Origin of the sequence: Novosphingobium aureum (assembly GCF_015865035.1) — a bacterium.
Classification (GTDB): Bacteria; Pseudomonadota; Alphaproteobacteria; order Sphingomonadales; family Sphingomonadaceae; genus Novosphingobium; species Novosphingobium aureum.
This window is the reverse complement of sequence record NZ_JADZGI010000001.1, coordinates 1,205,295-1,230,057: the sequence shown is the minus strand read 5'-3', so window position 1 is coordinate 1,230,057 and position 24,763 is coordinate 1,205,295. Positions and strand designations below refer to the sequence as shown.

Below are 24,763 nucleotides of genomic sequence, written 5' to 3'. Positions count from 1 at the left end.
AGACAGGCAAGGGGGCAATCGGCAATGGTATCGCTCAATAAAAGTAACGCGCCGCGCTGCGTCGCCCGTGGGTGCGCGTTCGGCATTCTGCCGCTCGCGCTAGCGACAACGCCAGCCTTCGGTGATCCGGCTATACAGACACCGCTAAGTCCAGCGTCCTATCGCGAAAGGATCGCACAAATCGACAATGCCGGGCCGCAGCTCAATGCCGTGATTACCCTGGCACCAGACGCATCGATCAAGGCAGCGAAGGCCAAAGGTGAACTCTCGGGTCTGGCTGTACTGGTGAAGGACAACATTGAGACACGTGACATGCCCACAACTGCCGGGAGCCTTGCCCTCAAGGACAACATGACCGGACGCGACGCACCGCTTGTCGCGCGCCTGAGGGCTGCAGGCGCAGTGATCACGGGCAAGACCAACTTGTCGGAATGGGCGAACTTCCGCGGCAACCGCTCCTCGAGTGGCTGGAGCGCGGTCGGCGGCCAGACGAAAAACCCCCATGCCATCGACCGCAGCCCTTGTGGGTCTTCGGCGGGCAGCGGCGCTGCTGTCGCGGCAGGACTAGCCTGGGCGGCAATCGGCACCGAGACCGACGGTTCGATAACCTGTCCCGCTTCGGCAAATGGTATCGTCGGCTTCAAGCCCACGGTCGGGCTTGTCAGCCGAAGCCTGGTGGTTCCGATCAGTTCGAGCCAGGATACCGCAGGACCGATGACGAACAGCGTGCGCGATGCCGCCCGGCTGCTGAGTGCGATGGCCGGACGCGATGCTGCCGACCCGGCGACGGCGCAGGCTGACGCGCATGCGATCGACTTTACTCGCGGGCTGGCCACAGCGAGCCTCCAGGGCTTGCGGATCGGGGTCTTGCGCAAGCAGTCTGGAAAGATGCCTGGCGTGACGGCCTTGCTCGAACAAGCCTTGTCCGACATGCGCCGCGCAGGAGCGACCATCGTCGACATCGATTTCTCACCCGACCCGGCGATGTGGCAGGGTGAAAATACCGTGCTGAATTATGAATTTCGAGAAGGCATCGCGGCCTATCTCGCTTCACTGCCTGGCGAGCCCCCGGCCCGCGACCTTGCTGGCCTTATCGCCTTCAACAAGGCTCACGCCGAGGAGGAACTGCGCTTTTACGGGCAAGAGACTTTCGAAGAAGCGCTCACGACCACCGACGAAGCCGCATACCACGACGCGCGATCGAATGCGTTCCGACTTGCCGGCCCCGAGGGGATCGATGCGCTGATGGCGCGCAACCAGGTCGCGGTGCTGATCTCTCCCACCGGGGGCCCAGCCTGGACGATAGACCTGGTCAATGGCGATCACTTCGGCGGTATCGGCGCTGGCTCTCTGGCCGCCATCGCTGGCTATCCTCATCTTACCGTGCCGATGGGGGCAGTCGAAGGCCTCCCGGTCGGGCTTTCGTTCATCGCTGGGCAGTGGCAGGACGAAAAAGTCCTGAAGATCGGAGCGGCCTACGAAAAGGTCCGGAGCGCCGCTCTGGCCGTTCCGCACTTCACCCGCTGGTCGGCCAAGCTAGACGCAGAGACCGACGCACAAGACTGAACTTGCTCGAAGAGGTCACTGCAAACTACCGTTCGTGAACGAAAAGAGGCCCGGCGTGTAAACCACGCCGGGCCTCTTTTATTCCGGACCGTCAGGTCACCGAAGACAGATCAGTCTTCCTTGGCGTCGGCCGTTTCGGTCTTCTTGGCAGCAGCCTTCTTGGCCGGAGCCTTCTTGGCAGGAGCCTTCTTGGCGGCAGGCTTGGCTTCGCCGTCCTCGTCCTTCTTGGCGGCAGCCTTCTTGGCCGGGGCCTTCCTGGCAGCCGGCTTGGCAGCTTCTTCGCCCTCGGCGTCGTCGGCCTTGGCCTCGTCTGCCTTCTTGGCAGCGGCCTTCTTCGCCGGAGCCTTCTTGGCCGGAGCCTTCTTGGGAGCCTCGGCCTCGCCGTCGGTGTCGGCCTCGATCGCGGCCTGAAGCTCCTCGCGGGTCACTTCACGCTCGGACACTTCCGACTTCTCGATGAGGAAGTCGACGACCTTGTCCTCATAGAGCGGAGCGCGCAGCTGTGCGGCCATCATGGGGTCCTGCTGAACGTATTCCATGAAGCGCTGACGATCTTCGGGACGGTACTGCTGCGCAGCCTGCGAGACCAGCATCGACATTTCCTGCTGGCTGACCTCGACGCCATTGGCCTGGCCGATTTCCGACAGGAGCAGGCCGAGGCGCACGCGGCGCTCTGCGATCTTGCGGTAGTCGTCCTTCTCGGCCTCGATCTCCTTGAGCGCAGCCTCGGAATCTTCCTCGTTGCTGGCTTCCTGGACGAGCTGCTGCCAGATCTGGCTGAACTCGGCCTCGACCATCGAGGGCGGCACGTCGAAGTCGTGGCCAGCGGCGAGCTGGTCGAGCAGCTGGCGCTTCATCGCGGTGCGGGTGAGACCGGCAGTCTCCTGCTCCAACTGGCCCTTGAGCAGCCCCTTGAGCTGCTCGAGGCTCTCGAGGCCCAGTTCCTTGGCGAAATCGTCGTCGATAGCGCCTTCGGCCGGAGCCTTGATCTCATGAGCGGCGATGTCGAAGGTCACTTCCTTGCCCGCCAGGTTCTCGGCCGGGTAGTCTTCCGGGAAATTCACGGTGATGACGCGCTCGTCACCGGCCTTCATGCCCACGAGCTGCTCCTCGAAGCCGGGGATCAGGCGACCGGCACCGATCACGATCGGCTGCTTCTCGGCCTTGCCACCCTCGAACTCGACGCCGTCGAGCTTACCGGTGAAGTCGCAAATGACCTGGTCACCGTCGGCGGCCTCGCCGTCCTTGGTCTCGAAGCGCTGCTGCTGCGAGGCGATGCGCTCGAGCTGCTCGTCAACGGCTTCGTCGGCAACCGGAACGGTCAGCTTATCGAGCTTGAGCCCGTCGATCGAGGGGGTCTCGATGACCGGGAGAACCTCGAGCGCAACGGTGAGCTCGGCATCCTTGCCCTGCTCGTAGCCTTCGCCGAGCGAGACGTCGGGGTTCATCGCGGGGCGCAGCGCGTGATCGGTGACCAGCTTGTCCATCGCTTCGCGGATGACGCCGTTGAGCGTGTCCTGATGGATCGAATCGCCGTGCATCTTGCGCACGAGGTTGGCGGGAACCTTGCCGGGGCGGAAGCCGGGCATGCGGACCTGCGGAGCGATCTTCTTGATCTCGCCCTCGACGCGCTCGGTGATGGTGGTGGCCGGGATGGTGACCGTGTAGGCGCGCTTCAGGCCCTCGTTGGTGGTCTCGACAATCTGCATTTCGATGCCTTCCTGTGCAATCCGTTTGGCCGACCCGCAGATTCGGGCACGACCGATTCGTTCGGTTCATCCGGCCCGGGGCCGTGAACTGGTGCGGGCGAAGGGACTCGAACCCCCACATCTTGCGATACTTGGACCTAAACCAAGCGCGTCTACCAGTTCCGCCACGCCCGCACGGATGAAGCCTGAAAACTCAAGGGACGAGCCCTTATAAGGCCGCGCCGAAAAGGGCAAGCGCCGCGAATCCTCCGTTTTCGCCACGATCAAGCCATTTTCGCACTGAAACGGCACTCGCGGACATGTCCCTAATGCGATTTGGCCATGACTTGCGCCATCTTACGCCGCACCGGCGCCTTGCAGCTCTGCGCGAGGCTGCCCAACTAGGTATGCACAGAGTAGGACATTCCCTGCTGATTGGAGAGGTTCAATATGGCCACGCGTCCCGATGACAACCCCGGCGAGACCCCGGTCGAAACCCCCGTACCGCCCATCGACCCCGGTGAACCGACAGCCCCCGACGAAGCTCCCCTTCCCGGTCCGGATTTCGACCAGCCTGACACCGGCCCGGCAGAACTTCCCGGCGAGGTCGGCTGAGGAGTAACAGCGAGCAAAGCGAAACGGGCGGCCCGCATTGCGCGCCGCCCGCTGAAAATTGTCGAACGGCCATCTTGACCGCTGCCTGGATCAGGGAAGGCTCAGTGAGCTCCGCCGAATATTCCGCTCATCCAGCCGAGCTTGCGCTCCGGAGCGCCGAGGGTCTTTCCCCCCGTCGGCGCCACAGGGCACGTCGCGCAAAAAGCCTGAACTCCGCTGTGGGAGAGCAATGCCATCAACTGAGACCTGGCCTGTCCCAACTGCGCCTGCTGACGCATCGACACGAGGCTGGCGAAATCGGTCACTGCAGCCTGTTCGCCGCTATCCGAGAAAAGGCTCGCCACAAGTTGGGAAACAGGGTCCTTCTCCCCGCTCAGATAGACCGCGTGCCACTTGCCATTGCCCACACCGCCAACCCTCGCGGCATAGGCCAGCGCATCGTCGAGATCCCCCATCGCATCGACGAGCCCACGCTCGCGCGCTTCCGCGCCCGGCCAGACCCGACCTTGCGCGACCGCATCAAGCTCCTCGGCCGACATCTTGCGCGACTTGGCCGCCAGATCGACGAACTTGCCGTAAGTGCCCTCGACAGAGGTTTGCAGCAATTTCTCGACCTCGGGCGAGAAGCCCCCGAGGATATCGGGCTCACCCGATAGCGGAGTGGTCTTCACCCCGTCGCTGGTCACGCCGAAATCGGAAAGGGTGCGCTCGAAACTGGTGACGACGGCGAAGACACCGATCGAACCGGTGATCGTGTCCGGCTCGGCGAAGATTTGCTGCGCGGGGGTCGAGACCCAGTAGCCACCGCTCGCTGCGAGGTTGCCCATTGAGACGACGACCGGGATCTTCCTGTCCTTGTAGCGCACGATGGCGCGGCGGATGCGTTCAGCAGCCATCGCCGAGCCGCCCGGCGAGTCGACGCGCACGACAAGAGCCTTGAAGCCCTCGTCGATGTTGTCGTCGAGCAATTGCGCGATCCGATCACCACCAGCCTCGCCCGGCCCGGCATCGCCATCGACGATCGTCCCCGCAATCGTCACGACACCGATCTTGGCACCTTCCTGCTTCTCCGGGTTCGCAGCGAGCCAGGTCGCAAGCGGGGTATGCGCATAGGCCAGATCGCTCTTGCCGGTCTCGTCACCAACGAGCTTGGCGACACGCAGACCGAACTCGGTCTTGTCGCCGATACGGTCGACAAGCCCTGCCGCCTTGGCCGCCGCAGCCATATCGTTGCCGTGCTGCGCGACCCAGCCAGCGGGATCGGCGACCATCGCGTCGAGGCGCGCCTTGGGGCGGGCCTTGCGAACGTCGGCCTGCCAGCCCTGCCACAACGCACCATAAACGTCCTCGTAGGCAAGCCGCGCCTCGGGCGACATGTCTTCGCGAATGTAGGGCTCGACCGCCGACTTGAAGGTGCCCGCACGGTAGACGTGCGCATTCACCTTGAAACGGTCGAGCAGCCCCTTGAAGTACAGGCTGTTGCCCCCCGGCCCCGCGACGAAGGAACCGCCCATCGGATCGACCCAGACCTCGCTCGCGTGTGCCGCCAGCAAGGCGCCGTCATCTGCATAGGCATTGGCGAAAGTAAGCACCGGCTTGCCCGCTGCGCGCACCGCGTCGATCGCCTCGCCGACGGCGCGCATGTGCACCTGCCCGCCACCCAGGAAGTGCGACAGATCGAGGACGACCGCCTTGACGTGATCGTCCTTTGCCGCGCCGCGCAGCGCGCGCTCGAGGTCGCGCACCGGGAATTCATGCACTGGCGCAGAGCCGGAAAGCAGCAGATTGAAGGGATCGGGAGCGCTCTTTTCCTCGACGACCATGCCGTCGAGGTCGAGCAGCAAGGCGCCATCCTCGATCCGCCCCGGCGCAGGCCGCATGGTCAGCGCGCCGAACAGGAGCGAGAAGAACAGCATGAGAAACAGCAGGGCAAGCGCATCCTTGATGCCGACCAGCAATCTCCAGACCTTGCCTGCGAATTTCATTGATGCTCCTAACTTACCGGTTTGGCCACGACCATAACCACGCCCCGTGCGACAGGGAAGGCGAGACTTCGCAGGCACCTGGCCTAGGCTCAGGACCCATGACTCACGTCTACGAGGCGCCGTAATGGCGAACATATCGGGCCGAAGTGGCCGACGGACGGGCTGGTTGCCTGTTCAAGGCTGCTTCGGTTCGAGATGGAAGGCATTCCGGCGTCCCGGAGGGATTTGATCAAAATGGCCCAGCGCAGCGTCAAGAAGTTTTGAAATATCGAAATATTCCATCGCCTTCCTTCCTCGCCCTGAGCCATTTTGATTCAAACCTCGTAGACGAGAGGCATGGGTCCTGAGCCTAATCTCACGCGCGCGCCTTTCGTCCGGAGCAGCGCGAAGAGACTTGAGCGTCCCCGCGTGCGAGCCTAAGGCCCTTTGCTTGATGACAGCTCCCGAATACACCTATCCCGAGGGTCGCGCGGCATTCCCGCACGATGGCCTCGTAGGCATCGCCGGCCTTGCGCCCCACGAGATCTGGTTCCTGCTCGACGAGGCGGAACAATGGGTCGAGCTCAACCGCGGCGCGCAGAAGCGGCGCGACGTGCTCTCGGGGCTCACCATCATCAACGCCTTCTTCGAGAACTCGACGCGCACGCTGCTGAGCTTCGAGATCGCCGGCAAGCGGCTGGGCGCGGACGTCGTCAACATGGCGGTCGCGACCTCGAGCGTGAAGAAGGGCGAGACGCTGATCGATACCGCGATGACGCTAAACGCCATGCGCGCCGATGCCATCGTCATCCGACACCAGAGCTCGGGCGCGGTCCAGCTGATCGCCGACAAGGTCGACTGTCCGGTTCTCAATGCAGGGGACGGCCAGCACGAGCACCCGACGCAGGCGCTGCTCGATGCGCTCACGATCCGGCACGCCAAGCGCGCCTTCAACGGACTGCGTGTCACCATCTGCGGCGACATCCTGCACAGCCGCGTCGCGCGCTCCAACATCCTGTGCCTCAAATCGCTGGGTGCCGACGTTCGCGTCTGCGCCCCGCCCTCGCTTCTGCCCGCCGACATCGAGCGCATGAACGTCGAGGTATTCCACGATTTCGACGCGGCACTGAAGGGGGCCGACGTGGTGATGATGCTGCGCCTGCAGATGGAGCGCATGGATGGCGAGTTCATCCCCTCGCCGCGCGAATACCGCCATCTCTACGGCCTCAGTCTCGAACGCCTCGCCAAGGCCGAGAGCAACGCGCTGGTGATGCATCCGGGCCCGATGAACCGCGGCATCGAGATCGAGAGCAACGTCGCCGATCTCGTCGAACGCTCGCAGATCACCACGCAGGTCGAGATGGGAGTCGCCATCCGCATGGCCTGCCTCGAAGTCCTGACCCGAAAAGGCCGCAAGATGGAGGGCTGGGCATGAGCTTCCACGCACCGCTCACCGTCACCAATGGCAGGCTGGTCCTGCCCGACGGCACGATCACGAAAGGTTCGGTGCGCAGCGAGGCCGGCTTCATCACCGCCATCGGCAGCGATGTCGCCGCACAGGAAGGCGATACCGTCTACGATGCACAGGGCCTGCTCATCGCGCCTGGCCTCGTCGACGTCGGCGTCTTCGAGATCGACAAGCCCGCCTTCCACTTCGGCGGGATCACCCGCGCTGCGCTGATGCCCGACCAGCCGACCCCGCTCGACATCCCCTCGCGCGTGCGCTTCGCAGCGCAGTCGGGCAAACCGGATTTCTGGGTCCATCCGCTGGGCGCGGCAACCCGCGAGCTCGCAGGCAAGTCTCTCGCCGAACTAGCGCTGATGCGCGAAGCCGGAGCAAGGGCAGTCGCCACCGGGCGCCGCTGGATCGGCGATTCCGGCACCATGCTGCGCCTGTTGCAATATGCCGGCATGCTCGGACTGCCGGTCATCGCCCACGCCGAGGATGCGGGCATCGCAGGCAAGGCGGTCGCAACCGCAGGCGAGATGGCGACCCGCCTCGGCCTTCCCGCAGCGCCGTCCGAAGCAGAAGCCCTCGCCATCGCCCGCGATGTCGCACTGGCCGATCTCGCCGGGGCGGCAATCCACTTCCGCAATGTCACGACGCGTTCCGGGCTCGACCTCGTGCGCGCCGCCAAGGCGCGCGGCCTCAAGGTGACCGCCGGGGTTTCGCCCGCCTATTTCATGCTCTCCGACCTTGCCATGGCCGAGTTCCGCACTTTCGCGCATCTATCTCCACCACTGCGCAGTGAGGAGGATCGCAAGGCAGTGCTCAAGGCAGTGGGCGACGGCACGATCGACATGATCTCGTCTGGTCACGACCCCCGAGGCCCCGAGGACAAGCGCCTTCCCTTCGCCGATTCGGCCCCGGGCATGGCAGGTGCTGAGACCCTCCTGCCCCTGACGATGAATCTCGTGCGCGACGAAGTCATCACGCTGCCACGCGCCTTCGAATTGCTTTGTGCCAACCCGGCCAGACTGCTGGGCGTCAATGCCGGGCGGCTCGAAGTCGGCGCGGAAGCCGATATCGCGGTGGTCGATGTCGATCGCCCCTGGATCGTCGATTCGGACAAGATGGCTGCGAGCGCAGGCAATACCCCGTTCGACAAGCAGCCCGTCCAGGGCCGGGTCCTGGCGCTGTTCAAGGGTGGCATGACGATCAAGTCGCGCAAGTTCAACGCGACGGGTCGCTAAATAGCCCCGCACCCGAAAAAAAGAGGCCCCCGTCCCGAGGGACGGAGGCCTTTGAAGGTTCACATGGAACTGGTGTCGCAGCGTGAAGGCTGCGGAAATTCAAGTCATCGGCGCGCGAGCATCGCACCGCTGCCGCGCGGCGAAGGCAATGCGCCGGGAAGCGGATTGGCTTCGGCGTAGGCAAGGCAACCGCGCCCTGCACTCTTGACGCTCGAGCACATCGAGGCGGCGGAGCTGCGATCGAAGCCTTCGGCAGCCACGCGGAAATAGCGCGCGCCGCGGACTTCGGCCTCGGTGATGCGCATGGTGTGATCCTTCAGGCGCGGATTGCGCGCCACGAAGATGCCCCAGGCGCGCTCTGCTCCTTCACGGGTGCGGAAAGAACCGAGCTGAACGAGGTGCGTGCTGTCACCAGATGCCGGCGCAGTAACCTGCGCAGAGCGCACCGGCGCATTCTTGCTCGACGCGCGCTTGGTCACAGGCTTCGCGGCAGGCGTGTCGAATGCCTGGGCGAAGCTGGCACGCGGAACATCCTGGACGACCGGACGCGACACAAAGCGCGTCGCATCCTCGTTTTCGGCTTGTGCGGGAGCAGCGATCGCGGCCTCGGCCATCATCGCCGCCGGGATCGCGGTCATGGCATCGTCACGGCGTGCTGCCTCGGCAGACGCGAGTGCGGGAAGCTCGCCGCTCGCCTCTACGCCCGCCGGAGCCTCGGGCGCCTCAGACGCCTCTACTCGCGCGAACTTGGGTTGGGGCAGACCGCCATCGAGCGCGATCGCACGGGGCTGGCCGGGATCGACGACGCCACGCGGGGTGCCGAGCAGGCCTGCGACGCGTGCGCCATGATCCTGCGGGCGGGCGGTGCGGGCCCATTCGGAAAGGCGGGCATCGAGCTGATCACCGGGAACGTCCTGCGAGGCGATGATGCGCGCCTGCGCCCACTGTCCTGCAAGAGCGTAGGAGTAGGCCAGGTTCTGACGTGCCTTGGCGCTGTCCTCGCCGCCGCGCACGACGTCGGTCAGGATCGCGACGCCCTGAGCGGGCTGTCCGGCGAGCGAAACCGCCAGACCGAAGTCGCTTGCGGGAATCTTGTCGCGCCACTTGGCGAGCACGCGCATCGCCTCGGTATTGTCGCCGGCACCGATGCTGGCTAGCGCCAGACCGAGCGCACTGCGCGCATCGTCATCGCCCAGCGAAATCGCGTCGCGATAGGCTTCCGCAGCCGAGTCGAAGCGGCCGGCTGAAAGATAGACCTTGGCGAGATCGGCACGCAGCGAAGCGCGATCCGGCGAGCGGCTGACACGGCTCTCTGCCTTCGCGATCGACTTGAGCGTCGCTGCATCGAGACTGCCCGGAGCACTCGCCTCGACCTCGGCGCGGGCATAGGCGCCGTGACTGACGAAGCCCCCGAGCAGGGCAGCGGCCATCGCGGAACAGGCAGCGAGAGAAGCCGAGCGGGCGTTGATCTTGGAGCGTTCCATGGAACAGTACCTCTTGTCTGCCTGCCGTCAGCTCTGCTGCGAGACCGGCGGCTGTTGACCGGAGACCCCGGGGATCTCCGCAAGGAAGCGGTCGAGCGCTTCGGTCACGATGGACTGCGAGCTGCGATCGAGCATCAGCGCCGCCATTTTCAACTGGAAATGGCGTTCGGCATCGAGGCGCAGTGTGAAAGCGGCGCGCTTGCCCGGCTTTGCAGCGGTCTCTGCGACAACAGGCTCACGCTGCGCGACGGCACCGAGGCGCTGCGCAATCTGGTCCATGCGATGGAGGACCTCGGGCTTGCCGACGTCGAACGTCTGCGAAGCTGCAGCATGGCGGATGCGCTCGACCACCGGAGCCTGGTCGCCGAAATCGTTCCAGCCCAGATCGTCGCCATCCTCGAAATCGTCGTTGCCGACGGGCATCGCGCCACGGATCGACGCCGGGTTACCGATCGCGGCTGCCGCCAGCCGAGTCGATTCCTGGCGACGCATCGCCGGCTTCGCGCCGCCCTTGCGGGCGAGCAGGCTGGGGGTCAGCGAAGCGAAGGCTCCCATCTCGCCGATCATGACGGATCAGGACCCTGCCACGCGGCGGCCGAAGCCCCCGACCGGGCGGTTGGAGCCCTGCATCACCGGCACATTGCTTGCGGGCGCGGCAAAGATCGTGCGACGGAAGTTCTTCTCGAGGCGATCCGCGATGTAATTCCACAGCGCGGCCACTTCCTGTGCGGAACGACCGTTGGGATCGACTTCCATGACCGTGCGGCCATCGATCATCGAGGCGGCGAAGTCAGTGCGCTGGTGCAGCGTGATCGGGGCGACGGTACCGTGCTGCGAAAGCGCGACGGCGGCCTCGGCGGTGATGCGCGCCTTGGGCGTCGCGGCGTTGACCACGAACATGAGCGGCTTGCCCGAGCGCTCGCAGATGTCGACCGTGGCACCCACGGCGCGCAGGTCGTGCGGGCTCGGACGCGTCGGCACGACAACGAGTTCTGCCACCGAGATAACGCTCTGGATCGCCATGGTAATCGCCGGCGGCGTGTCGATTACCGCGAGCTTGAAGCCCTGCTGACGCAGAACCTGAAGATCGCTCGCAAGGCGGGCGACCGTGGTCTGGGCGAAGGCGGGCAGTTCCGCCTCGCGCTCGTTCCACCAATCGGCCAGCGAGCCTTGCGGGTCGATGTCGATGAGAACGACGGGTCCCGCCCCAGCGCGCTGCGCCTGAACGGCCAGGTGACCAGACAAGGTTGTCTTGCCCGAGCCCCCCTTCTGAGATGCCAATGCCAGTACTCGCAAAGCCTAGTCCCCCACGAAAAACATTACGAGGTTCGAAGATGTCGGCTATTGAGATCGCAGAACGGTCCTAATTTAGCGTTAATCGCCGCACATGGAGCACGTTTCGTCGGCCAGCGCCCGGTTTCCCGGCGTCTGCGTTGCTAATGCGTAATTAACCGTAGTGCGCGAAAAGCCTCCGAAGCACTCCGCTCCGAAAAAACTTGGCGCGGGACTGGCGCAAGCGGGCGGCGATATCCTAGGCTCGCACCTATGACGGGGGACCGATTGAACATTATTTGCAGCAAGGCCCGGAGTCGCAAGCAAATGCTTGGCTGCCTTGGCGTTTCGCTGGCCCTACTGGGCGCGTTCCCAGCGATGGCCAACGTCAAGGACGGCGTCGACGCATGGTCCGCGGGCGACTACGCGGGTGCGGTGCAGGAGTGGGAGCCACTCGCCGAGAACGGCGATCCCGATGCCCTTTTCAACCTCGCACAGGCCTACAAGCTTGGCCGGGGCGTTGCCGAAGACCGCAGCAAGTCGCTCGAACTCTATCGAGAGGCAGCCGTGCGCGGCCACGTTCAGGCCGCCGACAATTACGGACTTGCCCTGTTCCAGTCCGGCGAGCGGGAGAAAGCCATTCCCTACCTCGAAGCCTCTGCAGGACGAGGCGATCCGCGCGCGATGTACATCCTGGGAATTGCCCATTTCAACGGTGACCTCGTCGCCAAGGACTGGACGCGCGCCTATGCAATGATGACGCTTGTTCGGCAAGCCGGCCTGCCCCAAGCGACCGGCGCGCTCGCGCAGATGGACGAATACATTCCACTCGAGCAACGGCAGGAAAGCGTAATACTGGCCCAGCGCATGGCAGCCCAGGCACAGGCCACCCGTGCACAGCTTGCCACATCCAGCGAGCTGGCCTCGCCCCGGCCCGCACAAGCCTCGACCACGCCTAAACAGACTGGTTCGGCGTCGACCGAGATTGGCCCGGCCAACAGCGCAGACCCGGTGAAAGCCGCGATTCGCACTGCCGGCTCAGCCAGCCCGGCTACTGCAGGGGCTGATTTCGCGCGCCCGGCCGCGTCGTCCGGTGCAACGCAGGCTGTCCAGGTGCACAAGACAGCGCCGGTCACGCGCAGTGCCGACCTGAACGGCGCCGCTCCCGCGACGACCGCGCCCTCCCGACCCACACGGAGCGCATCAGTCCCGGCGGTTCCCACCCGTCCGCAATCCGGTCCCTGGCGCTTGCAGCTCGGCGCTTTCGGCATACCCGGCAATGCCGACAAGCTCTGGAAGCGGCTGCGCTCGCGCCCCGAACTCGCCGGGCATGACAAGGTGCTCGAACCCGAGGGCAAGCTGACCAAACTGCTTGCCACGGGCTTTGCATCCCATGCGCAGGCGTCTGCCACGTGCGACACGCTCGCTGCGGCCGGCTTTGCCTGCCTCGCGGTACGCAACTGAGTCCGATCGACCTCCGACACGCGCATCAGCCGGGCAGCGATGACGCGCCCAGCACCATGCAGCGGCTCGTGTCGCTCGATCTCCTGCGCGGAATCGCGGTATTGGGTATTCTCGCGATAAACATTGCCGGGTTTGCCGGGCCAAGGGTCGGCACGATCTCGCCCTCCCTTGTCGCCGCGGTGACCGAGCATCGCTCGGCGCTCGACAGCTGGGCCTTTGCCTTCTCGCTCGTATTCTTCGAAGGCAAGATGCGCGCGTTGTTCTCCCTATTGTTCGGTGCGGGGATCGTGCTGTTCTGCGAACGCAAGGACGCCGCCGGAAGTGACGGCGATGCCCTGCAAGCGCGGCGCCTGTTCTGGCTCATGGCGCTCGGCATGGCGCATTACCTGCTGCTCTGGTGGGGAGACATCCTGTTCGTCTATGCTATTTGCGGTCTCGCAGCGCTGACGTTGCGCAGGCTGAACGAGAAAATCCTGCTCATCGGCGCACTGGTGCTTTTCTATGGCTGGCACTTGTGGGGGCTGCTCGAACTTGCCCCCCTCGTCCATGCCGAGACCGCCTTGCGCGAAGGCGTCGCGACCGGGCCACAGGCAGACAGGGTCGCTGCTTGGTTCAAGCCGGTCATGAGCACGGTGGCCACAGAAATGCGCGAGGCCGACCTCGGTTTCGGACAACTCCTGCTGGTCAAGCTGACTCATCGCCCCTTGTGGCTGGTGACCATGACCTGGAGCAGCTTTGCCGAGACCCTGCCTCTTATGATGATCGGCATGGTCATGTACCGGCGCGGCTTTTTCCAGGCCGGCGTATCGAGACTACGGCTGCGCACGCTCGCCGTTTGGGCGACCGGTTGCGGGCTCGCGCTGAGCGCAGGTTTCACGGCCTGGGCCTTTGCGCGCGGCTTTCCTCCCATCGCGATGGAGGCGGCACTGGCATGGGGGCTGGTTCTCCCTCACCTGCTGACGGCTCTGGGGTACGCAGCTATTGTGGTGCTCGCCGCGCCGCGCCTCGCCACGAGCTTGCCGGGCCGATGCCTGGTCGCCGCGGGGCGCATGGCCTTCAGCAACTACGTTGCCACCAGTCTGGTGATGAGCCTGTGTTTTCGCGCATGGGGCCTCGGCCTTTTCGCCGATTTCGGACCTGCGCTTCAGTGGCCCTTCGTCATGCTGGCGTGGCTCGCGATGCTTTGCTGGAGCCCGTTGTGGCTGCGCCATTTCCGGCGCGGGCCTCTGGAGTGGCTATGGCGCTCACTGGTCGAAGCTAAGCCTCTCCAAAACCGCAGGTGAGAATCGTTAGCAGGAACTATTGCGATCCACTCGCAAATGCATATAGTGGTTCACAAGAGGATTCGCTGCCTGATTGGGACCTGTCCATGTACGTCTGCATCTGCAATGCCATCCGTGAAAAGGATCTGCGCTGCGCTGCTCGCCGCCTCGATGGCGATGCCGAAGCGGTTTATGCGGCTCTGGGCTGCACGCCACAGTGCGGGCAGTGCCTCGACGAAGCCGAAGACATCATCGCCGAAGAGGCCATCGCAGCCCGCTTGCCAACGGCTGCCTGATCGGCGGTTCGCCCCAAGGTAAAGACCTGAGGCCGCCCTCTTCTCGTGCCCACGGCCGCACATGCGTCTTGTGGACGAACTGGTTGCCCTGCCCTAGCTGCAGGCTCATAATCGGGCCCTGTTTTCATAGGAGACCCACATGAAGGGCGACCCGCAGGTCATCGACTTCCTCAACAAGGCACTCTTCAACGAGCTGACCGCGATCAACCAGTACTGGCTGCATTACCGCATGCTCGACAACTGGGGCATCAAGAAGCTCGCGGAATACGAGCGGCACGAGTCGATCGACGAGATGAAGCACGCCGACATTCTCGCCGACCGCATTCTCTTTCTCGATGGGCTGCCGAACTTCCAAGCCTTGGGCAAGCTGCGCGTTGGCGAAGACGTGGTCGACATCCTCAAGTGCGACCTCGCCCTCGAACACGATGCGATTCCTTTGCTGAAAGAAGCCATCGCCCACTGCGAGGCAGTACGCGACTACGTCAGCCGCGAAATCTTCGAGCGTATCCTCGAAAGCGAGGAAGAGCACGTCGACTACCTCGAGAAGCAGTTCGACATGATCGAGCGCATGGGCCTGCAGAACTACTGCCAGCTCAACTCAAGCCCGCCCGAGAGCTGATAGAGGCCATCTGGCTCAATAAAACATTAGAGGGCAGGACCGGCACAGGCCGATCCTGCCCTTCTTGCATTCAGTTCGCGCCCTGTCCGCTATCAGGAGCGGCGCGATCGGTGCGGTACCTGTCGAACCAGGCAAGGATCGCCGAGGCCTTGGCCGCCGACTGCGAAGGCCGCGCGGCGATGCCCCCATGGCTTGCTCCGGGTACCTTGACCAGCGCCGTCGGGATCCCGCGAAGCTGCAGCGCAGTATAATACTGCTCGGATTCGCTGACGGGGGTGCGGTAGTCCTCGGCACCGACCACCACCAGCGTGGGCGTCTCGACATTGCCGACGAGGCTGAGTGGCGAGCGCTTCCAGTAGACCATCGGCTCTTCCCAGACCGGCTTGTCGAACCAGTGGTCGTGGTAGATCGGCGCCCCGTCGGAGGTCAGCGTGAAGCTGCCCCAGTCGATCACCGGCTTTTGCGAGGCAGCAGCCTTGAACCGGTTTGTCTTGCCGACAATCCATGCCGTGAGCACGCCGCCGCCCGAGCCGCCGGTAACGAACAGGTTGTCCGGATCGGCCACGCCATCGGCGATTGCGGCATCGACCGCAGCCATCAGGTCGTCATAGTCGGGGCCCGGATAGTCGCGATCGATCAGACGCGCGAATTCCTCGCCATAAGAGGTCGAGCCGCGCGGATTGGTATAGAGAACGGCATAGCCATGCGCTGCATAGAGTTGGTCGTCGGTCGAGAAGGTCGGTCCGTAGGCTGCCATCGGTCCGCCATGGATTTCGAGAATCAGCGGCGCCTTCTGCCCAGGCTGCAGACCCGGCGGCGTTACCAGCCAGGCATCGACCGGCCGCCCGTCGGGCGCTGTAACAGCGAGCTTGCGAACCGGCGCCATCGCCTTGTGGTCGATCCAGGTACCATTGAGGTCGGTCAGGCGTTCGCCCTTGCCACTGCTCGTAACCCACAGGTCGGCCGGGCGGTCGGTGCCGCTGGCGGTATAGGCAACGCGCCCCTTGTCGGACACCGAGAAGCTGCCCCCGGTATAGGGCCGGTCGTAGTGCGCCCCCGGCGTCAGTCCCTCGACCAGCACGCGCACAAAACCATCGAGACCGATGCGTGCGACCTTGGTAACCGCCTTGTCATCGTAGGAGGCGTAGAGAGTCGAATTGCCGACCCACGCGATCGTGTCGATCGAACGGTCGAGGCCTGCTGTCAACGAATGCGCATCGCTGCCATCCGCGTTCATGACGTAGAGCTCGGCATTCTCGTAGGAACGTTTGGCGTCGTCGAAACCGAGATAGGCGATCTTGCGACCATCGGGAGAGAACACCGCGCTGCCATCCGGGCCGAACCGCGACGTCAGGGCGCGAATCGCGCCGCTCGCCACATCAAGCGCGAAGACCTCGCTGTTCATCGTCTGTCTTTCGGCATCCTCGCTTCGATTGGAGCCGAACAGCAGCGTAGTGCCATCGGGGCTCCACGATAGCGGGCCGCCATCATCGTAGTCACCGAAAGTAAGCTGTCGCGGCGCCCCGCCATCGGTAGCGATCACGAAGACATGATCGTACCCGGCCTGGGCATAGCCCCCGCCATCGCTACGATAATTGACCTTGTCGATGATCTCGAGCGGCTCGGCCCACTTCGCGCCTTCCGGCATGCCTTCAGGCGGAGCGCCAAGCTGGGTCCCCTTGCCCGGCACCCGCACAGTATAGGCGATGTGCGAGCCATCGGGTGACCAGGCAATTGCCCCCGGGGTGTCCGGGAGACCGGTGAGCGCCACGCTCTCACCACCGGCAAGCCACATCACATGAAGCTGCGGCGCACCGCTGCCATCACTCGAGACATAAGCCATGCGCTTGCCGTCGGGGGACCAGCGCGGAGTGAAGTGCGCCCCCTCACCGGTCACTAGCGGCCTTTGTTCGCCGCTCGACGCATCGACCATCCAGATCGATGGTACCACCTTGTCGGTCATGATGTCCGCACTCGAGCGCACGTAGGCAATACGCGATCCATCGGGCGAGATCTGCGGGTCGGTAGCACCCTGAAGGCGGAAAAGGTCGCCGGGCACGAAACCGCGCTGCGGCCCTGCGGTCTCCTGCGCCACCGGCTCGGGTGCCTCCTGCGCGAGTACCGCAGCCGGCAAGATGGCCAATGCAATCCCCGCAACCCCCGAAAGGTAAAGCTTTTTCGAACTCACAGAAAACTCCCTTGGCAAGTCATTGCGCAGTCTTGCGTCAGACAGGGAAAAAATCCAACCTCTGCACGAAATGACCGGATGGCTCTGGCGCAAGCGAGAGGGCCGAAGCGCACTGCGCACCGGCCGACAGAAGGACACGACATGACCCCAAGCAACAAGCGGCCTTTCGAGATCGAGGACGGCGGCTACATCGCCCTGCTGATCCTCGTGACCGTGGCGTTCTGCTATCTGGTTGCCCCATTCTTCGGCGCCGTCCTGTGGGGGGTGGTCGCGGCAATCATGTTCGAACCGCTCAGCCGCCGCCTCGCGACAAGGCTCGGCGGTCACCGCAATACGGCAGCCGGGCTGGTCCTGCTGATGCTGCTCGCACTGATCATCCTGCCAACCTTCGTGCTCGGCGCGAGCCTCGTCAGCGAAGCGGCGAGCCTCTACGTCAAGATTAAGGCCGGAGACATCGACTTCGCGCACATGCTTGGCCAGATCGAGCACTCGCTGCCCGATCGGGTCAACCAGTTCATCCGCCAGTACGGTCTTACCGATTTCGAGACCCTGCGCCGCACCTTCGGTTCGAGCGTGACCACGGGACTTCAGGCCGTCGCTTCGCAGGCGCTGGTACTCGGCCAAGGCGCTCTCAGCTTCATGGCAGCGCTCGGCGTGATGCTCTACCTCACCTTCTTTCTTCTGCGCGATGGGCAGCGCTACACCGAACTGGTCCGCGACGCGATGCCGCTGCGCCCGCACATGCGCGATTCGCTTTTCACGCACTTCACCGTGGTCGTCCGCGCGACGATGAAGGGCACCGTGGTCGTGGCTGTCCTGCAGGGCCTCGTCGGTGGCATTGTCTTCTCGCTACTGGGGATCGAGGCAGCGCTCCTGTGGGGCGTGCTGATGGGCTTTCTCTCACTGCTCCCCGCCGTCGGGACAGGCCTCGTGTGGGTTCCCGTCGCGATCTATCTGCTGGTCACCGGATCGATCTGGCAGGGCGTGGTGCTGATCCTGTGCGGCACTTTCATCATCGGCATGATCGACAACCTGCTGCGCCCCATCCTCGTGGGCCGAGACACGCGCATGCCCGACTTCGTAGTGCTGATCGCGACGCTTTCCGGCCTGCAGCTCTTCGGCCTTAACGGCTTCATCGTCGGCCCGGTCATCGCCGCGCTCTTCATCACGGTGTGGAACCTGGTGAAGGAACAGCGCCAGACCGGACAGACTGCGGCCCAGGCCATGCGCACCGAAGAGGAGCAACGCTCCGAAGTCGAAGCGAGCGCGCACCCCGGCTGACGCCGCCGGAGCGCGTGCGCCAGACCGGGCAGGACGAGGACGCCCTGCCCGGTCCGCTCACTTCTTGTTGGCGAAGGGGTTTTTCGCGCTGCGCAGGTTGAGACGGATCGGCACCGCCTCGAAACCCAGCTCACGGCGGATGCCGTTGATCAGGTAGCGCTTGTAGCTTTCCGGCAGGAGATCGAGACGCGTGCCGAACAGCACGAAACCCGGCGGGCGCGTCTTCGCCTGAGTGATGTAGCGCAGCTTGATCCGCTTGCCACCCGGTGCCGGCGGCGGGTTGGCCGCCAGTGCATCGTCGAACCAGCGATTGAGCCCGGCGGTCGGCACGCGGCGGCTCCACGCCTCGCGGATAGAGAAGGCCGAGGCCATCATTTCGTCGAGACCCTTGCCGGTACGCGCGGATACCGCGAGCAGCGGCACGCCGCGCACCTGCGCCAGACCATCGCCCAGCGCGGTCCGGATGCCGTTGAACAGCGAACTCGCGTCCTCGGCCACGTCCCACTTGTTGATCGCGATCATCAGCGCGCGCCCTTCCTCAAGCACCATCGAAGCGATCTTTAGATCCTGATGCTCGAGCCCGCGGGTCGCATCGAGCAACAGCACGACGACTTCGGCGAAGTCGATGGCATGACGCGCGTCGGCGACCGCCATGCGCTCGAGCTTCTCGGTCACCTGCGCCTTCTTGCGCATGCCGGCAGTGTCGATCAGGCGCACTTCGCGCACTTCATCGGTCTTGGGATCGGTCCAGTGCCAGTCGATCGCGATCGAATCGCGCGTAATCCCCGCCTCGGGGCCAGTCAGCAGCCGATCCTCGCCGAGGAAGCGGTTGATCAGCGTCGACTTGCCCGCATTCGGACGCCCGACGATAGCGAGCTTGAGCGGCGCGCGCAGCAGCGCCTCCTCGTCCTCTTCCTCGAACTCGTCCTCTTCGGGCGGCTGCAGCGGTTCGAGGTGCGGGAGGAGCGATTCGAACAGGTCGCCCATGCCCTCACCGTGCTCGGCCGAGATCGCGACCGGATCACCGAGTCCCAGCGCGTAGGATTCAAGCAGTCCCGACTCGCCCGCACGGCCCTCCGCCTTGTTGGCGAGCAGGATCACCGGCACCGGCGAGGCGCGCAGCCACTGGGCGATCTCCTCGTCGAGCGGAGTCAGCCCGGCGCGCGCGTCGATCACCATGAGCGCGACGTCGGCGGTCGCGAGCGAGGCTTCGGTCTGCTGGCGCATGCGCCCCGGCAGCGTTTCGGCCTCGTCGTCTTCCCAGCCCGCCGTATCGACGATGGTGAAGTCGAGCCCCAGCAGATGCGCATCGCCGAAACGACGGTCGCGCGTGACGCCCGGCTGGTCGTCGACGAGCGCGAGCTTCTTGCCGACGAGCCGGTTGAACAGCGTGGACTTGCCGACGTTGGGTCGACCGATGATGATTACCTGTGGAAGCATGATTCTTGTGCGATTGGGGGTTTGGCGGGGATTTGGCAAGCGCTGTGGACGCAGTGCTGCAATTTAGGCGGAGACCCGCAGTTGCTCAAGCCGGGCAAAGGACAATCCTTGCACGCCCGTTAACCGAACACCGCAGGCCATGATCAATGCCCTTCAGGCAAACCCATGGTCATGAAAAGGCATCGGAAACTGATCCTGGCGGGGCTTGCGGCAGCCCCCCTTCTCTCGCCGATCGGCGCACAGGCACGCTCCGCCATCGACGCCATCGTCGCAAGTGCCGATTACGGCCAAGGCAATGACCCAAAGGTCGCTGAAAGCAGCACGGCGTTCGCCATGCACACCGAGACGAGCGCTGCGGGCCCGCTGGAATGCGTGCCTTTCGCTCGCGACATCTCCGGAATTCGCATCCGCGGCGATGCCCATACCTGGTGGAAGCAGGCCAAGGGACGCTACGCGCGCGGACATGAACCAAGGGTAGGTGCGGTCATGGCGATGCCAGCGCACGGCAATTCCACGCTTGGCCATGTGGCAGCCGTGAGCGAGGTTATCGATTCGCGCACCATCCTGCTAAGCCACGCGAACTGGTCCTATCCGGGCAAGATCGAACGCAACGTCGTCGCGCTCGACGTGTCCGAGAACAATGACTGGAGCAGCGTGCGTATCTGGTATGGCCCCAGCGAGACTCTTGGCGCATCGCACTGGCCGGTCAGCGGCTTCATTTACAATGCAAAGCCCGGCTCAGGACCGGAAAGGCTGCGCGAATCGCGATCGACGCTGGCGAGTGTGCGCAGCGACGATCCCATCGGGGCGATCATCGCCGGTGCCGAGTAAGCCCCGCGCGCGCCACGAAGGGCTGCGCGCGGGCGATGGAGAACTTTAGCCCTTCTTGGCGACGGGAGCGTCTTCGCCGAGGTCCTCGTACCAGGCCTCGACCGGGCCGGTCAGCTTGATCGTCAGGGGATTACCCTTACGATCCATGGTCTTGCCGGCCTGCACGCGCACCCAGCCCTCGGAAATGCAATATTCCTCGATGTTGTTGCGCACGGTACCCTTGAACCGGATGCCGATGCCGCGCTGCAGCTTCTCCGCATCGAAGTGCGGGCTGCGCGGGTTGATCGCGAGGTGGTCGGGGGGCAGGTCGGGGCCGGTCTTGCTATCTTCGCTCATGGCCACGCGATTTAAAGTGCATTGGGCTCTTGTCAATCGAGCAGGGGCCGTCTAAAGGCGCGCCTCCGCACTTGGTAGCGGGCGCGTAGCTCAGCGGTAGAGCACACCCTTCACACGGGTGGGGTCACAGGTTCAATCCCTGTCGCGCCCACCATCCTTCACCGGATGGTATAGACCCTTAAGCGGATTTCTTCCTCATCGACGGCTTTCACCCGCGGCACCACGCTGGCGCCCTTGCGCGCCCGCACGCGAGGCGGCATAGCGCGCGCCATGCATGACATCCGCCAGATCCGCGAGAATCCCGAAGCCTTCGACGCCGGCCTGAAGCGCCGCTCGGTCGAGCCGCAAGCCCAGGCCATCCTCGCACTCGACGAGCAGCGCCGTGCCGTCGCGACCCGCGCACAGGAAGGCCAGAGCCGCCGCAACGAGGCCTCCAAGGCCATTGGCAAGGCCATGGGACAGGGCGACACGGCAACCGCCGATGCGCTGAAAGCCGAAGTCGCGCAGCTCAAGGAAACCCTCCCCGCGCTCGAAGCCGAGGAGAAGGAGCTGACGGTCAAGCTCAACGATGTACTCGCGGGCCTGCCCAACATCCCGGTAGACGATGTTCCCGAAGGCGAGGACGAGAACGACAACGTCGAAGTCGCCAAGTGGGGCACGCCCGGTGACTATGCATTTTCCCCCAAGGAACACGCCGACATCGGGCCCGCACTCGGCCTCGACTTCGAGACCGGCGCCAAGATCTCGGGCGCGCGCTTCACGTTCCTCAAGGGACAGATGGCCCGCCTGCACCGCGCCCTCGCGCAGTTCATGCTCGACACGCAGACCGCCACCAACGGCTTCATGGAGTGCAACGTTCCGCTGCTGGTGAAGGACGAAGCCGTCTACGGCACCGGCCAGCTGCCCAAATTTGCGGAGGACCTGTTCCAGACCACCGACGGACGCTGGATGATCCCCACCGCCGAAGTCAGCCTGACCAACTACGTCCAGAACGAGATCGTCGACAATGCGGCGCTGCCGCTGCGCATGACCGCCCTCACCCCCTGCTTCCGCTCCGAAGCGGGCGCCGCCGGGCGCGATACGCGCGGGTTCATCCGCCAGCACCAGTTCGAGAAGGTCGAGCTGGTCACCGTGTGCCGCCCCGAGGAAAGCGAGGCCGAGCACGAGAAGATGGTCGCCGCCGCCGAGAGCATCCTCCAGGCGCTCGAACTGCCCTATCGCAAGGTGCTGCTGTGCACCGGCGACATGGGCGCGACCGCACGCAAGACCTTCGACCTCGAAGTGTGGCTCCCCGGCCAGCAGGCCTATCGCGAGATCAGCTCGATCTCTAACTGCGGCCCCTTCCAGGCGCGCCGCATGAACGCGCGCTACAAGCCCGAGGGCAGCAAGAAGACCGAATTCCTGCACACCCTCAACGGCTCGGGGCTCGCCGTCGGCCGTACGCTAGTGGCGGTACTCGAGAACTACCAGCAGGAAGACGGCTCGGTCCTCGTACCCGAGGCGCTCAAGCCGTGGATGGGCGGGCTTGAGAAGCTCGTACCTCAGGGCTGAGGCTCACCTTGGGCAGAGCGATACGCGATCCGGTGCGGCACCGCGCCCCACTGGATCGCGGCTCCTTCGCCTGCCCCAAAGAACCTGCAAAATTGCTGGAGGATATCCATCGTCTTGAAAGCCAAGTCGGTGGATTACCCGCCCTTATGCCCGAGAGCGCGGTTTCGCGCGCGACGTGAACGTGGTTAAACGGTGCCACTATGCGTATCCTCATCACCAACGACGACGGCATCAACGCCCCAGGCCTCTACGTGCTGGAAAAGATCGCCGCACAGCTTTCCGACGATATCTGGATCTGTGCGCCCAGCGAGGAACAGTCGGGCGCGGGCCATTCGCTCACACTCACCCGCCCGGTGCGCCTGCGCGAACATGCGCCGCGCCGCTTCTCGGTGACCGGCACCCCGACAGACTCGGTGACGATGGCGCTGCGCAAGGTCCTGCCCGAACCGCCAGACGTAATCCTCTCGGGCGTCAACCGCGGCGCGAACCTCGGCGATGACATCACGTATTCGGGCACCGTCTCTGCCGCGATGGAAGGTGCGCTTGCGGGCATTCCCTCGATTGCGCTGAGCCAAGTCTATTCCAAGGAGGGCGTCGGCAACAATGTCGACTTCTCCGCTGCCGAGCAGTGGGGTGCGCGCGTCCTCAAGCAGATCATCGGCATGGACTTCGCCCCGCGCACCTTGGTCAACGTCAACTTCCCGCCAATCAAGGGTGACGAAGTCAAGGGCATCCGCGTGGTACGCCAGGGCTTCCACGACTACGCGCGCGGCTCGCTCGTGGAATCTGTCGATCCCAGAGGCTTTCCCTATTTCTGGTTCGGCCTGCACGGCATCGAGCACACGCTCGGTCACAACACTGATCTGGAAGCGATCGCCGAGGGACATGTTGCCGTCACTCCGCTGCAAGTCGATCTCACCCACGATGCATCGCTGGCCGCACTGGCCGCCCGCTTCGAAGGATGAACCGGAGCCTATCGACCGCCGCACTCGCGGCGGTCCTCGCCGTCACCCCCGGAACTGCCGCCCTCGCTGCGCCTGCGGCGCAGGAGACCGCACACGTGGTCGGCACTGGCGAGACATTGGGCGGCATCGCCAATCGCGCAGGCGTCTCCGCCAATGCGATCGCCAAGGCCAACGGGCTTGAAGCCCCCTACCTCGTCAAGGTCGGACAGACGCTGACCATCCCGCGCGATCAGACGCTTCCGTCGAAGGTTGCGCCGGCTCCACAGGCAGCCTCCAGCTACACCGTAGCCGCGGGGGACACCCTCAACGGGATTGCGAACAGGACCGGCGTCAGCTCCGAAGTTCTTGCCCGGGCCAATGGACTGTCCGCGCCCTACGTCGTGCGCGTTGGCCAGAAACTGGCCATTCCGGCGAAGAGTGCTGCTGCACGCCCTGCCCCCGCCGCTGCTCCTGCAGCGGCACCACCGCCGGGCGGCGACGCCCGTAGCGAGAGCGAGAACACTCACACCGTAGCGGCCGGTGAAACACTGGGCGGCATCGCGGTCCGGGCCAAGGTTCCGCGCCTGCTCATCGCCGAGGCAAACGGCCTCGCGCCACCCTACACCGTCAAGGTCGGGCAGAAGCTCGTCATCCCGCGCACGCGCCGACATCTGGTCGAGGCAGGCGACACCCCGTTCGGCCTTTCGCTGCGCTATGCCATGCCGTGGGAGCAGATCGCGCTCGCCAACGATATCGATCCGACGGCTGCACTCGAGCCGGGCCGAACATTGCTGATCCCGACGGTCATGCGCGAAGCGGCAAAGCCTGCCCCCGAAGCCACGGTCGACGAGGCAAAGGCCGTCGCCTCAACCGCACGGCAGGCTGCATCGGCGCGGTTCATGTGGCCGGTCGAAGGCAAGCTGCGGCGTGGGTATTCGACTGGAAGCAACTATCACGACGGGCTCGACATCGTCGCTGCCAAGGGCACGATGGTTCGCGCGGCTGCCTCGGGCACCGTCCGCTTCGCCGGATTCGAGAAGGAACAGTTCGGCAACCTCGTCGTGCTCGACCATGGCGGGGGCTGGTTCACCGCCTATGCCTTCCTCAGCCGAGTGACTGTCAAGCAAGGCGCCAAGGTCGCTGCCGGCGAGCGCATCGGCCTCGTAGGCGACACCGGACAGGCGAAGGGTAGCGAGCTTCACTTCGAGGTGCGCCAGGGCGGCAAGCCGGTTGATCCGCTGGACGAACTGCCCAAGGCTCCCTAAGCC

General features: G+C 64.7%; 21 protein-coding genes and 2 tRNA genes. 14 read left to right on the top strand and 9 right to left on the bottom strand.

The annotated features are described in order from the left end of the window. Window positions 1-24: 24 nt before the first annotated feature. Window positions 25-1,566: an amidase gene (locus I5E68_RS05845; RefSeq protein WP_197161941.1), complete on the top strand. Its 1,542-nt coding sequence runs from the start codon at window positions 25-27 to the stop codon at window positions 1,564-1,566. Between the two features lie 110 nt (window positions 1,567-1,676). On the opposite strand, the gene tig is transcribed toward I5E68_RS05845, so the two are convergent. Together tig and I5E68_RS05835 are read right to left on the bottom strand one after the other, a co-directional pair. Then, entirely contained in the window at window positions 1,677-3,275 is a 1,599-nt protein-coding gene (gene tig, locus I5E68_RS05840) for a trigger factor (RefSeq protein WP_197161938.1), read from the bottom strand. A gap of 89 nt (window positions 3,276-3,364) precedes the next feature. After that, a tRNA-Leu gene (locus I5E68_RS05835) sits at window positions 3,365-3,449 on the bottom strand. A gap of 255 nt (window positions 3,450-3,704) precedes the next feature. Here I5E68_RS05835 and I5E68_RS05830 point away from each other — a divergent pair. Continuing rightward, window positions 3,705-3,869 carry a hypothetical protein gene (locus I5E68_RS05830; protein WP_197161935.1) on the top strand — a complete coding sequence of 55 codons (165 nt, stop codon included), beginning with the start codon at window positions 3,705-3,707 and terminating at the stop codon, window positions 3,867-3,869. A 101-nt stretch (window positions 3,870-3,970) separates the two neighbouring features. On the opposite strand, the gene sppA is transcribed toward I5E68_RS05830, so the two are convergent. Then, the gene (sppA, locus tag I5E68_RS05825) at window positions 3,971-5,854 is read right to left on the bottom strand and encodes a signal peptide peptidase SppA (RefSeq protein ID WP_197161931.1); all 1,884 of its coding nucleotides are present in this window, start codon (window positions 5,852-5,854) and stop codon (window positions 3,971-3,973) included. A 433-nt stretch (window positions 5,855-6,287) separates the two neighbouring features. Between sppA and I5E68_RS05820 the strand changes: the two genes are divergently transcribed. Both I5E68_RS05820 and I5E68_RS05815 read left to right on the top strand, forming a co-directional pair. Continuing rightward, window positions 6,288-7,268 carry an aspartate carbamoyltransferase catalytic subunit gene (locus I5E68_RS05820; RefSeq protein ID WP_197161928.1) on the top strand — a complete coding sequence of 327 codons (981 nt, stop codon included), beginning with the start codon at window positions 6,288-6,290 and terminating at the stop codon, window positions 7,266-7,268. Continuing rightward, window positions 7,265-8,527 (top strand): dihydroorotase, encoded by a 1,263-nt coding sequence (locus I5E68_RS05815; protein WP_197161925.1) that lies wholly within the window; start codon window positions 7,265-7,267, stop codon window positions 8,525-8,527. The genes I5E68_RS05820 and I5E68_RS05815 overlap by 4 nt, the downstream gene beginning before the upstream one ends. 104 nt (window positions 8,528-8,631) lie before the next feature. Here the strand turns inward: I5E68_RS05815 and I5E68_RS05810 are convergent, their stop codons facing one another. The 3 genes from I5E68_RS05810 to I5E68_RS05800 are packed head-to-tail and all read right to left on the bottom strand — an operon-like array spanning window position 8,632 to window position 11,307. After that, on the bottom strand, window positions 8,632-10,011 hold the full coding sequence (locus I5E68_RS05810) for an SPOR domain-containing protein (protein WP_197161909.1): 1,380 nt from the start codon (window positions 10,009-10,011) through the stop codon (window positions 8,632-8,634). A gap of 27 nt (window positions 10,012-10,038) precedes the next feature. After that, complete coding sequence (locus I5E68_RS05805) at window positions 10,039-10,578, bottom strand: hypothetical protein (protein WP_228726846.1); 540 nt, start codon at window positions 10,576-10,578, stop codon at window positions 10,039-10,041. Between the two features lie 6 nt (window positions 10,579-10,584). Then, window positions 10,585-11,307, bottom strand: a complete 723-nt coding sequence (locus tag I5E68_RS05800) for an AAA family ATPase (RefSeq protein ID WP_197161906.1) — start codon at window positions 11,305-11,307, stop codon at window positions 10,585-10,587. Window positions 11,308-11,610: 303 nt separating this feature from the next. Here I5E68_RS05800 and I5E68_RS05795 point away from each other — a divergent pair, with 303 nt between their 5' ends. The 4 genes from I5E68_RS05795 (at window position 11,611) to bfr (ending at window position 14,924) form a co-directional block, all read left to right on the top strand. Next, window positions 11,611-12,747, top strand: coding sequence for an SPOR domain-containing protein (locus tag I5E68_RS05795; RefSeq protein ID WP_228726845.1), 1,137 nt, complete (start codon window positions 11,611-11,613; stop codon window positions 12,745-12,747). Window positions 12,748-12,815: 68 nt separating this feature from the next. Then, window positions 12,816-14,030, top strand: coding sequence for a DUF418 domain-containing protein (locus tag I5E68_RS05790; protein WP_323982098.1), 1,215 nt, complete (start codon window positions 12,816-12,818; stop codon window positions 14,028-14,030). 86 nt (window positions 14,031-14,116) lie between these two features. After that, window positions 14,117-14,305 (top strand): (2Fe-2S)-binding protein, encoded by a 189-nt coding sequence (locus I5E68_RS05785; protein ID WP_197161895.1) that lies wholly within the window; start codon window positions 14,117-14,119, stop codon window positions 14,303-14,305. Window positions 14,306-14,444: 139 nt separating this feature from the next. Then, on the top strand, window positions 14,445-14,924 hold the full coding sequence (gene bfr, locus I5E68_RS05780; protein WP_197161892.1) for a bacterioferritin: 480 nt from the start codon (window positions 14,445-14,447) through the stop codon (window positions 14,922-14,924). Between the two features lie 70 nt (window positions 14,925-14,994). Here the strand turns inward: bfr and I5E68_RS05775 are convergent, their stop codons facing one another. Next, window positions 14,995-17,067, bottom strand: a complete 2,073-nt coding sequence (locus I5E68_RS05775; RefSeq protein ID WP_370463728.1) for a prolyl oligopeptidase family serine peptidase — start codon at window positions 17,065-17,067, stop codon at window positions 14,995-14,997. Window positions 17,068-17,253: 186 nt separating this feature from the next. Here I5E68_RS05775 and I5E68_RS05770 point away from each other — a divergent pair, with 186 nt between their 5' ends. Next, window positions 17,254-18,393 carry an AI-2E family transporter gene (locus tag I5E68_RS05770; RefSeq protein ID WP_197161889.1) on the top strand — a complete coding sequence of 380 codons (1,140 nt, stop codon included), beginning with the start codon at window positions 17,254-17,256 and terminating at the stop codon, window positions 18,391-18,393. A 57-nt stretch (window positions 18,394-18,450) separates the two neighbouring features. Here the strand turns inward: I5E68_RS05770 and der are convergent, their stop codons facing one another. Beyond that, window positions 18,451-19,833, bottom strand: a complete 1,383-nt coding sequence (der, locus tag I5E68_RS05765; RefSeq protein ID WP_197161886.1) for a ribosome biogenesis GTPase Der — start codon at window positions 19,831-19,833, stop codon at window positions 18,451-18,453. A gap of 333 nt (window positions 19,834-20,166) precedes the next feature. On the opposite strand from der, the gene I5E68_RS05760 reads away from it, so the two are divergent. Next, a complete protein-coding gene (locus tag I5E68_RS05760) occupies window positions 20,167-20,664 on the top strand; it encodes a CHAP domain-containing protein (RefSeq protein WP_370463753.1) in 498 nt (165 codons plus the stop codon). Between the two features lie 45 nt (window positions 20,665-20,709). Here the strand turns inward: I5E68_RS05760 and I5E68_RS05755 are convergent, their stop codons facing one another. Beyond that, window positions 20,710-21,000, bottom strand: a complete 291-nt coding sequence (locus I5E68_RS05755) for a DUF3297 family protein (protein WP_197161879.1) — start codon at window positions 20,998-21,000, stop codon at window positions 20,710-20,712. Window positions 21,001-21,079: 79 nt separating this feature from the next. Between I5E68_RS05755 and I5E68_RS05750 the strand changes: the two genes are divergently transcribed. From I5E68_RS05750 to I5E68_RS05735, 4 genes are all read left to right on the top strand, one after another. After that, a tRNA-Val gene (locus tag I5E68_RS05750) sits at window positions 21,080-21,154 on the top strand. Between the two features lie 116 nt (window positions 21,155-21,270). After that, window positions 21,271-22,551: a serine--tRNA ligase gene (gene serS / locus I5E68_RS05745; RefSeq protein ID WP_197161876.1), complete on the top strand. Its 1,281-nt coding sequence runs from the start codon at window positions 21,271-21,273 to the stop codon at window positions 22,549-22,551. Between the two features lie 200 nt (window positions 22,552-22,751). Continuing rightward, the gene (gene surE, locus I5E68_RS05740; protein ID WP_197161874.1) at window positions 22,752-23,516 is read left to right on the top strand and encodes a 5'/3'-nucleotidase SurE; all 765 of its coding nucleotides are present in this window, start codon (window positions 22,752-22,754) and stop codon (window positions 23,514-23,516) included. Continuing rightward, window positions 23,513-24,760: a LysM peptidoglycan-binding domain-containing protein gene (locus I5E68_RS05735; protein ID WP_197161871.1), complete on the top strand. Its 1,248-nt coding sequence runs from the start codon at window positions 23,513-23,515 to the stop codon at window positions 24,758-24,760. Before surE ends, I5E68_RS05735 begins: the two co-directional genes overlap by 4 nt. The last annotated feature ends 3 nt before the right edge of the window (window positions 24,761-24,763 follow it).